The sequence below is a fragment of the Frankia sp. R82 genome, from assembly GCF_023716925.1.
Taxonomy (GTDB): domain Bacteria; phylum Actinomycetota; class Actinomycetes; order Frankiales; family Frankiaceae; genus Frankia.
In genome coordinates this window covers 1-15,453 of the sequence record NZ_JAMQQG010000016.1, presented here as the reverse complement: position 1 = coordinate 15,453, position 15,453 = coordinate 1, and the positions used below count along the sequence as shown (strand labels likewise).

Annotated in this window: 12 protein-coding genes; 5 read left to right on the top strand and 7 right to left on the bottom strand. The window is 72.4% G+C overall.

What is annotated here, in order from left to right:
• Positions 1-812 precede the first annotated feature (812 nt).
• A complete protein-coding gene (locus ND747_RS04785) occupies positions 813-2,012 on the top strand; it encodes an enoyl-CoA hydratase/isomerase family protein (protein WP_251732104.1) in 1,200 nt (399 codons plus the stop codon).
• 108 nt (positions 2,013-2,120) lie between these two features.
• Here ND747_RS04785 and ND747_RS04780 read toward each other — a convergent pair whose 3' ends face one another.
• A complete protein-coding gene (locus ND747_RS04780) occupies positions 2,121-3,098 on the bottom strand; it encodes a helix-turn-helix domain-containing protein (protein ID WP_251732103.1) in 978 nt (325 codons plus the stop codon).
• Between the two features lie 353 nt (positions 3,099-3,451).
• Between ND747_RS04780 and ND747_RS04775 the strand changes: the two genes are divergently transcribed.
• Positions 3,452-4,396, top strand: coding sequence for an alpha/beta hydrolase (locus ND747_RS04775; RefSeq protein WP_251732100.1), 945 nt, complete (start codon positions 3,452-3,454; stop codon positions 4,394-4,396).
• Between the two features lie 114 nt (positions 4,397-4,510).
• Here ND747_RS04775 and cobF read toward each other — a convergent pair whose 3' ends face one another.
• The 4 genes from cobF to ND747_RS04755 form a co-directional block, all read right to left on the bottom strand.
• Positions 4,511-5,341, bottom strand: coding sequence for a precorrin-6A synthase (deacetylating) (gene cobF, locus ND747_RS04770; RefSeq protein WP_251732098.1), 831 nt, complete (start codon positions 5,339-5,341; stop codon positions 4,511-4,513).
• Entirely contained in the window at positions 5,342-7,033 is a 1,692-nt protein-coding gene (locus ND747_RS04765) for an FAD-binding oxidoreductase (RefSeq protein WP_251732096.1), read from the bottom strand.
• 73 nt (positions 7,034-7,106) lie between these two features.
• On the bottom strand, positions 7,107-8,069 hold the full coding sequence (locus ND747_RS04760) for an LLM class F420-dependent oxidoreductase (RefSeq protein ID WP_251732094.1): 963 nt from the start codon (positions 8,067-8,069) through the stop codon (positions 7,107-7,109).
• A gap of 193 nt (positions 8,070-8,262) precedes the next feature.
• Entirely contained in the window at positions 8,263-9,006 is a 744-nt protein-coding gene (locus ND747_RS04755) for a peptide deformylase (protein ID WP_251732093.1), read from the bottom strand.
• 547 nt (positions 9,007-9,553) lie between these two features.
• On the opposite strand from ND747_RS04755, the gene ND747_RS04750 reads away from it, so the two are divergent.
• The 3 genes from ND747_RS04750 to ureG all read left to right on the top strand — a co-directional run bounded on the left by ND747_RS04750 (position 9,554) and on the right by ureG (position 12,142).
• Positions 9,554-10,063, top strand: coding sequence for a Fur family transcriptional regulator (locus ND747_RS04750; RefSeq protein WP_251732091.1), 510 nt, complete (start codon positions 9,554-9,556; stop codon positions 10,061-10,063).
• Between the two features lie 282 nt (positions 10,064-10,345).
• Positions 10,346-11,398: a tRNA (adenosine(37)-N6)-threonylcarbamoyltransferase complex transferase subunit TsaD gene (gene tsaD, locus ND747_RS04745; RefSeq protein WP_374216144.1), complete on the top strand. Its 1,053-nt coding sequence runs from the start codon at positions 10,346-10,348 to the stop codon at positions 11,396-11,398.
• Between the two features lie 18 nt (positions 11,399-11,416).
• Positions 11,417-12,142 carry an urease accessory protein UreG gene (gene ureG, locus ND747_RS04740; protein ID WP_251732087.1) on the top strand — a complete coding sequence of 242 codons (726 nt, stop codon included), beginning with the start codon at positions 11,417-11,419 and terminating at the stop codon, positions 12,140-12,142.
• A 15-nt stretch (positions 12,143-12,157) separates the two neighbouring features.
• Here the strand turns inward: ureG and ND747_RS04735 are convergent, their stop codons facing one another.
• Positions 12,158-13,636, bottom strand: coding sequence for a lipopolysaccharide biosynthesis protein (locus ND747_RS04735; protein WP_251732085.1), 1,479 nt, complete (start codon positions 13,634-13,636; stop codon positions 12,158-12,160).
• 134 nt (positions 13,637-13,770) lie between these two features.
• The coding region (locus ND747_RS04730) for a condensation domain-containing protein (RefSeq protein WP_251732083.1) at positions 13,771-15,453 on the bottom strand (1,683 nt) is incomplete at its 5' end.

The following is a 15,453-nucleotide window of genomic DNA, read 5'->3' as shown; positions in this document are numbered from 1 at the left end:
CAGATACGGCGACAGGTAATCCCGACATTGCTTTTAGTATCCGAGTGGATACCTTCTGTGCCCGATGGGGTATCGAGGGGATGAAGAGTGGTCGCTGGGCACCATGACGGTCGGGCCCGGCGACCGCAGATCGCGAGATGGCACCGGACCTGGCAGAAACAAGGCCACAATACACACCATATGCCCCCTAATCATTACTTTGCGTAAATGGCGACGACAGCCGAGATCCGCGAGAAACAGCCAGGCGGCACGAGCCATGGAGCACGAGCCGTGGAGCACGGCCACGAGATACGGACCATGAGGTGCGGTCTTGAGTCACGGACCATGGGGTGCGACCTTGAGTCACGGACCTGACTCCACAGGCCACGAGGCCGATTGTCGGCCGATCGGTACCGATCGGCACTGATCGCAGCGGCCGATCGTCCGCAGTCATGCCGTCACGGTATGACTGCACACCCCGCAAGATTGTTTACCCTAAGTACGCAATCAAATAAAATATGCGGATGCGGCACTGTAGATCAGCGGGCATTCGTCGCTTTCGCCACACGAACAGTGACGTTCATCTAGGGGCAGCCCGGATCACTACCGTCTGGCGGGCGGGACCGTCAGGATGTACGGAATCCGTCCGTGCGGCCGGCCCGCACCATGGGCCACGTCTCGCGGTTCGTGACCGACCATCGCATCCCCGCGACCGTGCCGCCCGACCGTGACCCCACGGCCCTGACGTCATGGCCGTGGCCCCAGACCCCGACCCCAGACCGCGATCCCAGACCGCGACCCCAGACCGCGACCCGAAGGGTGGGCAGCCCGAGATGACTGCACTCTCCGCATCGTCCTCGCCGATCGGCACTCCGGCCACCAGTTCTGCCAACTCCGCACCCGCGAACACAGGCGGTCCGAGCGCGACCGGCGCAAGCAGCGGGTCGCAGCCGGAGGTGCTGGTCAGCCGGGAGGGGATCGGCGGTGCCCTCGGCCGGCTCACCCTCAACCGGCCCAGGTCCATCAACGCGCTGACCACCACCATGGTCGAGACGCTGGACGAGGCGCTCGCCGACTGGGCGAACGACCCGGGCGTCGCCGCCGTCCTGCTCGACGGTGCCGGGGAGCGCGGTCTGTGTGCCGGCGGTGACATGCGCGCCGTACGCGCCGCCATCGTCGCAGGTCAGCCCGAGGACGCCCTGGCGTTCTGGTCGTCGGAGTACCGGCTCAATGCCCGCATCCGCCGCTTCCCCAAGCCCTACATCGCGATCATGGACGGGATCGTCATGGGCGGCGGCCTCGGCCTGTCCGCCCACGGGGACGTCCGCATCGTCACCGAGCGTTCCGTGCTGGCGATGCCGGAGGTCGCGATCGGGTTCGTCCCGGACGTCGGCGGCACCTGGCTGCTCTCGCACGCCCCCGGTGAACTCGGCACCCACCTCGCCCTCACCGGCCGCCACATCGGCCCCGCCGACGCGATCACCGCGGGCCTGGCCGACCACTACCTGCCCTCCGCGGAAATCCCCGCCCTGCTCGAGGTGCTGCGCACCGCCGCGGATCCCGCCGAGGCCATCGCCAACTACAACTTCTCCATCCACACCCCGCCGCCCGGCGAGCTCGCCGCCCAGCGGGAGTGGATCGACGACCTCTACCGCAGCGACAACATCGCCCGCATCGTGAACCTGCTCACCCACAGCGTGAAGCCCGCCGCCCGCGATGCCGGCGCCGAGATCGTCACCAAGTCCCCCACGGCGCTGGCCGTCACCCTGCGGGCCCTGCGCGCCGCGACGACGATGAGCTGCCTCGAGGACGCGCTCGACCAGGAGTACCGGATCGCCAACGCCGCCCTGTCCACCCACGACCTGACCGAGGGCATCCGCGCCGCCCTCGTCGACAAGGACCGCACCCCCCGCTGGTCCCCCGCCCGCCTGGCCGACGTCACCGACGCCGAGGTCGACCGTTTCTTCGCCCCCGCCCCCACCGACCTCGGCCTGGGTCTCGCCGCCGCCCTCGGCGAGGTCCACGACCTCTAGCCGGACGAGCGGACGACCGGACGGCCTGCCGACCCGTCCACCCGCCGACCTGCGAGGGCCGGGTGCCTGCGCTGGCCGACGTCGCGGGTGGGGCGCCGCTGGCCGGCGTCAAGGGTGGGGCGCTGCTGGGCGGGCATCAGGCGGAGCGGAGCGCAGCACGCGACGCAGGACGAGGGCGAGGTGCAGGCGCAGCCGGCCGTGCGGTGCGCGCAGGGGCCAGCCGAGCAGGGACTCGGCGTGCACGAGGCGATCCTGCAGCGTCGAGTGGTGCACGTGCAGGGTGCGGGCGGCGTCGCGCAGGCTGGCCGCGGTGACCAGGGCGTCGAGGGTGGCGAGCAGCCACGGCGTGCTCGCCGCGGCCCGGGTCAGGATCTCGACGTCCGCCACCGGCCCCGGATCTGCCAGAGCGGCCCTTACCAGCAGGGTGAGACTGCCGAGGGTGTCGGCGTGCACGATCCGCGGTCCCGGATCGGCGGCGGTGCCCGGCGCCGTCAGCCGTAGCGCGAGCCGCGCCGCGTCCCACGACGAGGGCAGCTCGGCGAGGGTCGCCACAGGGCCCACACCAGCGCGCGTGCCCGCCGGAAGCTCGCGGGCACCGGTCCCGGCCGATGGCTTGTGGTCGGCCGGGAGGACGCGGGCGGTGCCGTCGTGCAGTGCCACCGCGCGCGCTCGCTCCGGCAGGCCCAGCCGGCGGGCACAGGCCAGCCGGTCGGGCTCGGCGACCGCGGCGTCCAGAACCAGGTCGAGCAGCTCCGGATCATGAGGCCGGGGGTGGGTCGGAGTGCGGTCGAGGACGACCCGGGCTGCCGCCGCCGCCCGCTCCAGGACCACCGCCTGTAATGTGCCGATCGGCCGGGCGGCCTCCAACCAGAGGATCGCGTCGTCGGCGCCCAACGCCGCCGACGGCCAGCTCGGATCCGGTTCGGGCGAGGCCGCCCACAGCGTGCCGTCCGGCCGGGCCCGCACCACGCGGCGGCGGGCGGGGTCCACCAGCCGCACCGGGTGGCCGGCGAGCTGCGCCGCCCGTCCGACGATCGCCGTCAGGCCCGCTCGGGTCGCCACCAGGACGTCGAAACTGCCGATCACCCCGACCGCGCCGGCTGCCTCGGGTCCAGGGTGGCCAGGCGTATCGCGAGTTCCCGCATCTGCCCATGCTCCCCGGCGGACCCGGCACTGGCCAGTTTCTCGCCCCGACCACCGACCGCCCCGGACGGCGACGGGCTGCATACCGGGCTCGGGGCACCGGAGGCCGACCGGGCCGCCCGGTGCCGGCGCCGGATGGCGGGACATGAGCGCCGGATGGCGGGCGCCCGGCGGCCGGTTCTGCGCGCAGAATCACCTATGACCCAGCACACACGAAGTGCGGCGATCCGGTCGAGGCGGGTTCGCCGAAACGGGTCCGCCGGGATGAAACCGCCAACGAGGCGAGGAGGACAGGCGTGAGCGAGTGGGTTCCGCAGAGTGTCAGCGAGCAGGCACGTAAGTTCCTGGCGATGCCACCGGTCCGCCAGAACATGCCGGCTCTCGACGACACGCCGGGATGGGAGCGGATGGTCGAACAGACCGACCAGCTGCTCCTGCAGCGCTTTCTCGGTGTCGAGCTTCCGGTCGAGAGCGAGGAGACCGAGATCGACGGTGTGCACACCTACGTGCTGCGCACCCAGGGCCTGCCCGACGACGCCCCCGTCTACCTCAGCCTGCACGGCGGTGCCCTGATCCTGGGTGGCGGGGAGGTGTGTCGTCTGATGGGCTCGATCACGGCGATGACCAGCGCCATGATCACCTGGGCGGTGGACTACCGGATGCCGCCGCGCCACCCCTTCCCGGCCGCCCTCGACGACTGCGTCACGGCCTACCGGGCGCTGCTCAAGGAGCGGGATCCGCGCGACATCGTCGTCGGCGGCGGGTCGGCGGGCGGCAACCTCGCGGCGGCGCTGCTGCTGCGGGCGAAGGAGGAGGGCCTGCCGATGCCCTCGGCCCTGGTGCTGATCACCCCGGAGGTCGACCTCACGGAATCGGGTGACAGCTTCCACACCAACCGTGACTTCGACAACATCGCCGCCAGCCTGATGGAGGTCAACCAGCTGTACGCGAACGGGCACGACCTCGCCCACCCCCACCTGTCCCCGCTGTTCGGCGACCTCGCCGGCTTTCCCCCCACCTTCCTGCAGACCGGCACGCGCGACCTGTTCCTGTCCAACACCGTGCGGATGCACCGCCGGCTGCGCGCCGCCGGGATCCAGGCCGAGCTGCACGTCTTCGAGGCCATGCCGCACGGGGGTTTCGGCGGCGCCACCCCGGAGGATCTGGAGCTGCACGCCGAACTGCGCCGTTTCCTCGACGCCCACCGCCGCCCCGCAGCCGACCCCGGGGCAGCGTCCTGACCCGGGGGCGCTTCGGCCACGGCGGCGCCCGCCAGTCGAGGCCGGACTCGCGTGCCCAGGCGAGCAGCTGCGGGGCGAGCAGCTGCGGGGTTCAGGCGGCTCCGGATCGTGGCGCTACGGGCGGTCGCCGTCCCGGGTGGGGGTGCGGGGGGTGCGGCGCAGCAGGTAGATGTCCATGATCCAGCCTTTGCGGCGGCGGGCGTCGGCGCGGGTGCGGGTGATGGTACCGGCGACGTCGGGCAGGCGGCCGTGGATGAGCAGTTCGTCGTCGGTGCCGAGGTAGGCACCCCAGTAGATGTCGAGGTCGGCTCCGGCGTCGGTGGCGGCCAGTGCGGTGAAGGCGGTGTCGCCGTCGAGCATGACGACAAGGTCGTCGACGTCCGGGGGGAAGCCGGATTCGGCGAGGCGACGGCCGGTGGTGATGGTCACCGGGGTGCCGATGCCGTTGAGGACCAGGCGGTGGCTCGCGGCCAGGGACTGCACGCTGGAGATCCCGGGGATCACCTGGTGCTCGAACGCCACCCTGCCGCGGGCGGCGACCCGTTCGAGGATGCGCAGCGTGCTGTCGTACAGCGACGGGTCGCCCCAGACCAGGAACGCGCCGGTGCCCTCGTCGTCCAGTTCGTCGAGGACCATCCGCTCGTAGAGCTCGGCGCGGCGCGCATGCCAGTCGTCCACGGCGGTGGCGTAGGCGGCGCGACCGGCGGTGCTGCGGTCCTCGGACGGGGCGCGATCGCGCGGCGGGTCGGGGGCGGCGACCAGACGGTAGCCGCCCTCGCCGAGGTGGCGGTCGAGGATCTCGCGGCGCAGGGCCGTCAGGTCGGCTGCGGCCGGGCCCTTGTCGAGGACGAAGAAGACGTCCGTGCGCGCCAGGGCCCGCACCGCCTGCAACGTCAGCTGGTCGGGATCACCCGCCCCGATCCCGACCACCAGCAACGTGCGCATCTAGTCCGCAGCCGGCCCGGGGGCGACGGACGGGATGATCTTGCCGGGGTTGAGGTTGTGGCCGGGGTCGATGCCGTCGAACAGCGCCGAGACGAACGAGACGCCAGCAGGTGAGATGTCGTCGGCGAGCCAGGGGGCGTGCTCGAGGCCGACGGCGTGATGGTGCGACAGGGTGCCGCCGAGATCGATGAAGCCCTGCTGGAGCGCGGACTTGACCGTGTCGTAGCGCTCGAGCGCGTCCAGGGTTACCGGGGAGGCGAAGGCGAAGGTGAAGTACAGGCAGGCGCCGGAGTGGTACGAGTGTGACAGGTGGGCCATGATCCAGCCCTGGACGCCGATCTCGTCGAACGCCTTGTGGGCCCGGGCGACCACGCCGGTGTAGAGGGAGGCGAGCTGCGACCAGCTGGTGGCGGTCTCCGACACGTCCGCGAGGGCGCCCTGGCCGAGCAGGAAGTCGCGGATGTAGGGGGTGTCGAACTTCTTCTGGTCGTAGAGCTGCCCGGGGCCGGTGCCGACGCACACCCCGCCATGACGTTTGACGATGGCGCCGACCAGCTTGCGCTGGGTGCTCACGTGACCCGGCGACCCCTCGAAGCCGATGAACGACAGGCACATCCGCTCGAGGTCGAAGTGCTTCACCCGGGCCAGGTACTGCTTGAGCCCCTTCGAGACGAGGGCCGTGACCGCCGAGCCCTTCTTGCTGGTGGCCAGCGAAAAGCGGGTCTCGCCGGGGTCCGCGACGCGGGTGACGCTCGGCGCCGCCTCGCTCTCGGCGATCTCGCGCATGGCGACGAGCGCCGCGTCCCAGGTGGGGAAGAAGTAGCCGAGGATGGTGCGTTCCTCGGGCACCCGGTGGACCTGCACGGTGGCCTCGGTGATGATGCCGAGCCGGCCCTCGCTGCCGAGGATCATCTCGCGCACGCTCGGCCCGGTGGACTGGCTGGGCACCGCCCGGGTCGCGAGCACACCGGCGGGGGTGACGACCCGCACCGCCCGGGTGATCTCGGCGATGTCGCCGTACTTGTCCGACTGCATGCCGGACGAGCGGGTCGCGATCCACCCGCCGAGGGTCGAGTGGCTGAAGCTGTCCGGGAAGTGGCCGAGTGTCCAGCCGAGTGCGTTCAGCTGCTCCTCGAGGTCCGGGCCGAGTGCCCCGGCCTGAATGCGGGCCAGGCGTGCGTCGGTGTCGATGTCGAGCACCCGGTCGAGGCGGCCGAGGTCCACCGACAGCACCGGACGGGTCTCGCCGCGCGGAGCCTCGAGGCTGCCGGAGATGTTCGTCCCGCCGCCGAACGGGATCACGACGGCGTCGGCCGCCAGCGCCGCGGTGAGCACGGCGCGCACCTCGTCCTCGCCGCCCGGGTAGACGACCGCGTCGGGCAGCCGTCCCAGGTCACCGCTGCGGACGCGGACCAGGTCACGCAGGCTCTTGCCGTAGGCGTGCACGACCCGCTCGAGGGTCTCGGTGTGCACGTGCTCGGCGCCGACCGCGGCCACCAGGGCGTCGCGCAGCGCGTCCGGCAGGATCGGCTCGGCGACGTCGAGGTCGGCGAACGCCGGGGCCTGTGCCGGCGGACGGGTGACGTCCAGGCCGATGTGCGTGCGGATGAACGGCGCCAGCGCCGGCTTGTCCGCGGGCGAGAACGAGACGCTCTCCCGGCCCCAGCCCCACCACTTCATGTGCTCGACCAACGGTGACTCCTCCACGAACGACGGACGGACGGGGCGGGACAGACGGGGCGGGGCGGACGGGACGGGGCTCAGCTCAGGTGCCGGCGAGGCGGGCGACCACGGGGGCGAGCACATCCAGGGCGTCCAGGGCGACGCCGACGGTGCTGATGCCGAACCGTTCGCGCCGCTCGACGAGATCGTCGCAGATCTGGTCGACCGAGCCGCACAGCGCGTGCGGGGTGGTCAGCGCCTGCTCGGTGGTCAGGCCGAACCCGGTGGCGAGCAGCGTGGCGACGGACTCACGGTCCTCGGTGACGACCACCATGTGCACCCGGACCTGCAGGGTCAGCTCGTCCCAGCGGGCCCCGGCCGCCTCCCGGATCCAGCCGATCTTCTCCTCGGTGGCGTCCGTGGTGGCGTTCGGACCGAGGGAGGCGTCGATGACCCCGCCGGCCATGTTCATGTTCAGGCCGATGATGTCGGCCTCGCGGGCGGCGAGCGTGAGCATCCGGCGCCCGCCGCCGCCGATCACGATCGGCGGGTGGGGCCGCTGCACCGGCTTCGGCGTGCCGTTGAGCCCGTCCACCTGGTAGTACGTGCCCTGGTGGTGCAGGGGGGCGTCGGCGAACATGCCCTTGATGACGGTGAGCGCCTCGGCCAGCCGCGCGATCCGCACGCCCGGTGGGTCCAGGGTGAGACCGGCGCGGCGGTAGTCCGACGTCATCCACCCGGCGCCGAGACCGAGCTCGAACCGTCCGCCGGACAATGCGTCGAGGGTCGCCGCCTCCTTCGCGAGCACCACCGGATGCCGATAGTCATTGCTGAAAACCATCGACCCGATGCGTAGTGTGGTCGTGGCGTTGGCGGCGGCCATCAGCGACGCGATCGGCGCGACCTGCTCGTCCAGATGATCGGACACGGTGAGCGTGGCATAGCCCAGGTCCTCCACCCGCCGGGCCAGCGCCGCCCACGACCGGGCGTCCACCTGCTCCGGCGACGAACACTGGATGTTGAACCGGAACGGCCGTTTGTACGGCCCGCCGGAGATGTCGCCCACCGCGGCCACTCCCTGTCTGCCTCGTCAGTCACGCACTGTTCAGTCCCGCATTGCTCAGTCCCGCATTGCTCAGTCCCGCACAGTCCCGCACTTTTCCCGTGGCCGACAAGGATGTCACGACCACCCGAACCCCGTCGCGCTTCGCCCGGTCGACGACCGTCGCCCTCCGACCGGCCGGCCGCGCACCGTCACCTCACGACCGGCCGAACACCGTCGTCCCGCCTCCGGCCGGTGACCCCTCGCCACCCGCGGGCGACCCCTCGCGACCGGCCGGCAGCGCCTCGCGCAGTGCCCGCACCGCCGCGACCCGCGCGTCCCCGGTCAGCCGGTTCAGATAGAGAATCCCGTCGAGGTGGTCACACTCGTGCTGGAAGCACCGGGCGGCCAGTCCCTCCCCCGTGTACTCCACCGGCTCCCCCGACGCGTCCACCCCGCGCACCGTCGCCCGCCAGGCCCGCGGCGTCGGAAAGTACAGCCCCGGGACGGACAGACACCCCTCCGCGACCTCCAGCTCTCCCGCCCCCGCCACGTCCTGCGGATGCTCCGGATGGCCGGGGTGCTCGGGGTTCGCGCCGTCCCGAACGTTCACGGCGCCCGTGACGTCCTCGGAGCTTCCGACAACCTCGGGGCTTCCGACAACCTCGGGGCTCGCGCCGTCCTCGGGGCTCGCGCCGTCCTCGAGGATGAGCGCGGGGTTGACAACGACCCTCGGCCGCCGGGGTACGGCCAGGTCGCGCGGGTCATAGCCCACGTCGTAGACGAACACCCGCAGACCCACACCGACCTGCGGCGCCGCGAGCCCCACCCCGGGCGCAGCGTACATGGTATCGATCATGTCCTCGACGAGCCGCGCCAGCGCCGCGTCGAACGTCGTGACAGGCACCGCCGGGGTGCGCAGCACCGGGTCGCCGACGGTGCGGATCGGAAGCACAGCCATGCGGACACTGTGTCACAACACTGGTCACAACCAGGAAGAGGCAGGAGGAGGACCGTCCACCCGGACCGCTCCCACGCGTCCCGGCGCGGTGCGACGCGGCCTCCGCCATCGGGATCCGCCCCTTGATCGTGCCCTCCCCAGGCCCCATAGCCACACCATAGCCACAACCCAAAGTTGATCACCTTCCGATCTACAGGTGGAGGCCTGTTCGGGATTTCGGGGCCCTTACACCGAACAACCCTCCACTTGTAGATCCGCCGACCTCCACCCCGCCCTTGTGATCACGTCACGGCCCTTGTGATCACGTCATCCTCACCGCCGCCACGCCCACCCCCAACCCAGCCACGTCCACCCTCGACTCCGAGCTCACCTCACCCCCACCGTCTCGTTCGACAGACACCCAACTACCGTCCGCACTGGACGGTGACCGTTCCGCGAGGTCACGGATTCGCACCGGATCACCGGTCGGGCCGGACGCGCGGATCGTAGGGTGGCGACGGTGGACGTAGGCGGCAAGCGACATGTCGGAACGCCGGCGGATCCCCCCATGGCAGCGGCGGCGGGGGTGGCGCGGTTGCGGGCGTTGGGTGAGCGGGTGACGCCGGCGCGGCGGGCGGTGCTGCGGGTCCTGGCCGAGACAGATGATCATCTGTGCGTCGAGGATGTGCTGGCCAGGGCGGATCTGATCGTCCCGGGGCTGCATCGGACCACCGTCTACCGAGCGGTGGAGACGCTTGGTGATCTGGGGCTTGTCACGCATGTGCATCCGGCGCACGGGCCGGTGGTGTATCACCTGGCGGCGGGGCTGACCGGCGGTGGGCACCTGCATGTGCGCTGCCGGCGCTGCGGCGCGATCCAGGACGTCCCGGCCGACCTGCTGGACGGCGTCGCCGAGCGGCTCGCCCGGACCGTCGGCTTCCGCCTGCAACCTGACCATGCGGCGCTGACCGGCGTGTGCCGAACCTGCCGCCTCGCCGGACCGGGCCCGGACACCGCCGGGTTGGAGGCGAGCCCGGCAGGCCCCGCGAGCAGCGGGAGCCCCGCGAGCCCGGCGTAGGCTGGACCTCCGATACCTGGCACGTACCAGGTAGGTGCCACCAGACCCGGCCGAGACCCGGCCGGCGCGGCTGCCTGGTACGCAGCTGGCGGCCATCGACGCTGGGGCGGGTGTCAGGGTGGCGAGGAGTCGGTGACAGCAGGGACCAGCGGCAGCTGATGTCGGTGGCAGCGGGAGATCAGGGTAGGGAGGCCGCGGGAGATGCCGGCGCAGCAGGGCCCGGCCGTCGGACGGCCAGCCGCCACGGAACCCGGCGTTGGACCGACGGCGGTCGCCGGGCCGGTGGTGCTGGGGATCGAGACGTCGTGCGACGAGACCGGGGTCGCGCTGGTGCGCGACGGGGTGCTGCTCGGCGAGGCGTTGTCCACCAGTATGGACGAGCATGCCCGCTACGGCGGAGTGGTGCCGGAGATCGCCGCACGGGCGCATGTGCAGGCGATCGTGCCGTGTGTGCGGGCGGCGTTGGCGTCCGCGGGGCTGGGGACGTCCGACATCGGGGCGGTGGCGGTGACGGCGGGGCCGGGGTTGGCCACGGCGCTGCACGTGGGGGTGTCGGCGGCGAAGGCGTATGCGACCGCGCTCGGCGTCCCGCTGTACGGGGTGCATCATCTCGCCGGGCATCTGGCGGCCGATCTGGTCGACGGGACGCCGCTGCCGAACCCGCTGATCGCGCTGATCGTCTCCGGCGGGCACACGTCGTTGCTGCAGGTCGGGGACCTGGCGCGGGATCCGATCGGCCACCTCGGCGACACGGTGGACGATGCCGCCGGGGAGTGCTTCGACAAGGTCGCGCGGGTGCTCGGGCTGCCCTACCCGGGCGGGCCGGCGGTGGACCGGGGGGCGGTCGGGCATGATCCGACGGCGTTGGCGTTTCCCCGGCCACTGACGGGGCGCAACGACGCTCCGTACACGTTTTCGTTCTCCGGGTTGAAGACGGCGGTGGCCCGTTGGGCGGAGTCGCATCCGGATTCGGGCGTGCCGTCCGGGGACGTCATCGCCTCGTTCCAGGAGGCGGTTGTCGACGTGCTCACCGCCAAGGCGATCCGGGCGTGCCGTGACCAGGGCATCGCCGATCTGCTGATCGTGGGTGGGGTCGCGGCGAACAGCCGGCTGCGGGAGCTCGCCGCGTCCCGGTGCGCGGCGGCGGGCATCCGGCTGCGGGTGCCCGCCCGGCGCCGCTGCACCGACAACGGGGTGATGATCGCCGCGCTCGGTGACCTGCTGGTGCGGGCCGGCGCGCCGCCGTCACCACCTGATCTTGCTGCCATGCCCGGGGCATACCTCGAGCGGGCGCAGCTCGGCGTCACCGCATCCCTGACCCCGACCGCCGCCTGACTCGGGAGGACACCCAGGATGCATCTCGGCCACGACCACATCGACGCCCTGCCCGCCGCCGGCGGCGGCGCCGGCAGCACAGCCACCGGTGCCGGTGGCAGACCGGGTTCGGTGGACGCTGGACGGGCACCGCGGATCGGCATCGGTGGGCCGGTCGGCAGCGGAAAGACGGCGCTGGTCGCGGCGCTGTGCCGGGCGCTGTCGGGGAGCCTGCGCCTGGGCGTGGTGACCAACGACATCTACACCACCGAGGATGCCGACTTCCTGCGGCGTGCAGGCGTGCTGGACCCGCGGCGCATTCGCGCGGTGGAGACCGGCTGTTGCCCGCACACGGCGATCCGTGACGACATCAGTGCCAACCTCGACACCGTCGAGGATCTGGAGGCCGAGGCCGGTCCGCTTGACCTGGTCCTGGTGGAGTCCGGCGGCGACAACCTGACCGCGACGTTCAGCTACGGACTCGTCGATCGGCAGATCTTCGTCGTGGACGTCGCCGGCGGCGACAAGGTGCCACGCAAGGGCGGCCCGGGGGTGACCAGCAGTGACCTGCTCGTCATCAACAAGACCGACCTGGCCCCGCTGGTCGGCGCCGACCTCGACGTGATGGCCCGTGACGCCGCCGCCGCCCGCGGCCCGCGTCCGGTCCTGTTCACCTCCCTGGCCGCCGACCCGACCGCCACCGATGTGACGGCCTGGGTCCGCACCCAGCTCGCCGAACTCGCCCCCGCCGGCGCCGCACCCTGACGCCGATGCCGACGCTCAGCGTCCGCCGAGCTCGCCGGCTACTTCGAGCCGTGGCAGGCTCGGCGGCGGTCCCGCGGACAACGGCATCGGGGTTGTCAGCGACGACAGGGGTGGGGTCGAGACGTCGAGGCCGGGCGGCAGCGGCTGGGACCGGTGCGCCCGGGCGACGAGGGTGCCGGCGAGGACGGCGGTGACGGCCTGGCAGGCGAGCAGGGCGACGGCCGTCGAGGTGATCCCCCCCGCGAACAGGGCCACCACCACGGTGGACGCCGGGGTGCACACGGCCAGCACCCAGACGATCCCCCGGTTACCGATGCCCAGCAGGTAGGTCGCGAACAGCAGGGTGGCGGCGAGGAAGGTCGTCGCCAGTGCCAGCACCCACAGGACGTCGGACGCCGAGGCCAACCGCGAACCGAACATCAGCATCAGCAGCGGACGGCCCGCGACCGCGCCCGCCGCGGACAGCAACAGCCCCGGGACGATCACAATGACCATGGCCAGGGCCAGCGCCGCATAGGCGGTCCGTCCCTGCCGGCGGCGCCGGGCCGCCTCCGCCAGCAGGTAGTTCGCCACCGCGAGTCCGACGAACACGGGGACCTTGCAGGCCGTGGAGATCGCCGCGTAACTGCCCGCCCCGTCCGGGTTGCGCCAGCCGACCAGCACGACATCGACGTTCTGCAGCAGTGCCAGCGGCATCAGGGTCGCCAGTGCCACCGAGGAGTCCGCGAGCAACGCGGTACGCGTACGTCGCGGCAGTGTCGGTGTGGACGGCAGTGTCGGTGTGGACGGCGGTGTCGGTGTGGACGGCGGCGTGGGCGCAGCAGTCCCACCCGGCTCGGGCCGAGCATGGTCTGGGCGGACGTGGTCTGGGCGGACGTGGTCACCGGACGTGCGGGACACGGACGTGCGGGACACGGACGTGCGGGCCGAGGAGGTGGCGGCGAGGGCGCCGACGAGCAGGCCGAGGCCGGCACCGTCGACGCCGAGCCCCGCGCAGGCCGCGGTGATGATGACGGTGACCCGCAACACCGTCTCGTACACCATGTTCCGGGCCAGTCCCAGGTAGTTGCCGCGGGCCTGCAGCAGACCACGCTCGACGCAGACCGCCAGCCACAGGCCGGCGGCGGCCCCCGCCTCGGCGATCGCGACCGGATGCGGGTAGGACAGCAGTGCCGCGACCGGCCAGCACGATGCCAGTGCGAGCAGCGTCGCGATCAGCGCCATGAACGCGGTGGCCCCGCGCAGCCGGCGGATCCAGGCAATCCTGGCCCGTCCGGGGATGCTGCTGGGAGCCAGGTCACGGTGCACGACGGCAGTCAGCACGGCCGTGCCCACCACTGCCAGCACGAGGTAGATGTTCGTCTGCACGACCACAGCGCCGTAGTCGGACGGGTCGAGCACCCGGGCGAGCACCAGGTTCATCACCAGGTTCAGTCCGTTGGCGGCGCCACCGGCGACGGCCAGCAGCATCGGCCCGCGCAGCAGCTCGACCACGAGCTCCCGCCATCTCTGCCGCGCCCGACCGGGGCGGGTTTGACCGGGACGGGTTCGACCAGGGCGGGTTCGGCCAGGGCGGGTTCGGCCAGGGCGCAGTTGCGGCCGGGCCCGTCCCGGTCGCCGCGTCCATCTCATCGGCCGGCCGTCCCGTTGTCCGCAAGGGTGTACACGCCGCGTCGACCAGTGTGCGGGGACGGGACGGCGGTGGGCGGGGCAGTGGCACCGGGCGTGCTGGTGAGTTCGCGGACGGCGGCGTCGAACAGGTTGGCGAACGTCCGGACGGCGGCATCGTCCCACAGTTCGCGGGCGTGGCTGAAGGTGAGGTGGATCCGGTCCGCCATCCCCACGACGTGGATGGCCAGGCCCTGCGGCATCCGGGCCGGGGCGGTCAGGTGCAGGTCGAGCAGTCGGGGCCCGCCCGTGCCCACGGTGAGATCGGTGCCGACGCGACCCAGGTTGCTCACCGCGGCGCTCGGCATCAGCACGGGCCTCGACGCCGCGACGGCCAGGTTCAGCAGGGCCGCCCGCGGCCGGTCGGGCAGTGCGTTCGCCAGGACATCCGACAGCCGCGTGGCCAGCGACACGACGACCGGACGCGTCGACCCGCCGACAAGCGCGGCCGAGGTCACTGCGACCCGAGACTTGGCGGTCGAGGTGCGCTCGACCACGGCGGCGAGCAGCCGGGCCGGGGCGGCCCGGGTGTCGGCATCACTCGGGACGATCACGAAGCGGCTGGACAGTCCGCCCAGCGCGGTGGGGGTTCCGTGGGCCAGGGCCACCCGAACTCGCAGCACATCGCTGGCGCGACCATGACCGGCGTTCCACCGTCCGATGGCCAGATGGGCGGCGGCCACCAGGACGTCGTTGACCGTGGGCAGCTGTCCGTCGGGCAGCCGACGCGGGCGGGGCACGGGAATCACCTGAGGTAACAGGCCGAACCCGTGGTCGGCCGAGGTCCCCACCGGCTGGATGAACCGCGACCGGTGTGTCGGCCAGGGTCGTTGCCGCGTGCGTCCCGGCTGGCCGGGCCCGCCGGCCGTCGGTGCCGGCAGGTCCTCGCCGACCAGGTCCTCGCCGACCAGGTCCTCGCCGATCGTGTGCTGGTCGGACGGGAACGGAGGATCCGTCCGGTAGGCGGCCATCGTCTCGGTCAGGACGGCCAGCAGGCTTCGGCCGTCCAGAGCCAGATGGTGCCCGACGATGCCGAGCCAGTCACCGCCCGGCTGGTGGACCACCAGCAGCCGGGCCAGCGGGGCGCGGCGCAGATCGAGGCCTGCCCGCATCACCCGGTTCAGTGCCTGCCAGGCGTCGTCGCTCGTGGCCGCCGCGCTCTCGTGGACCGGCGCGCGCCGTGGCCGGGGGCGGATCCGCCAGCCGCCGCGTCCCGACAGGTCCGCCAGCTCCGACCTGGTGGCCGGATGCCGGGCGAACACCTCGATGGTGGCGGCAGCGAGGCGGCGGGCGTCGAGCTGGCCGTCCGTGCGGCCGAACAGGGCGATGACGATCGGGGTGTGTGCGCGGTCGGAGGCCAGCAGCACCTGCTCCGGCAGGCTCAACGGACGGCCGGTGGTTTCGGTGGCGGTCCCGGACTCCGATGGTGCCCCTGCCCGCACCCCCAGACCCGACCGCGACCGCGGGCCCGCACCCGTGGCCGTGGCCGTGGCCGTGGCCGTTGTCGGTGCTGTCGACGAGGTGGCGGCCAGAGCGGCGAGAACCGCGGCGAACGCGACCGCGCCGGCGGCCTGCGCCCAGGCGCCGAACGCGCCCGCGCCCGCGCGTGGTGGCAGACGTCGTGGTGCAGCCCGGTCTGCCAC

Coding starts and splice junctions, on each gene's coding strand:
- ND747_RS04755 (WP_251732093.1), bottom strand. CDS start 9,006: ATGGCTGTGCTTCCGATCCGCACCGTCGGCGACCCGGTGCTGCGCACC.
- ureG (WP_251732087.1), top strand. CDS start 11,417: ATGCATCTCGGCCACGACCACATCGACGCCCTGCCCGCCGCCGGCGGC.
- ND747_RS04750 (WP_251732091.1), top strand. CDS start 9,554: ATGGCAGCGGCGGCGGGGGTGGCGCGGTTGCGGGCGTTGGGTGAGCGG.
- cobF (WP_251732098.1), bottom strand. CDS start 5,341: ATGCGCACGTTGCTGGTGGTCGGGATCGGGGCGGGTGATCCCGACCAG.
- ND747_RS04785 (WP_251732104.1), top strand. CDS start 813: ATGACTGCACTCTCCGCATCGTCCTCGCCGATCGGCACTCCGGCCACC.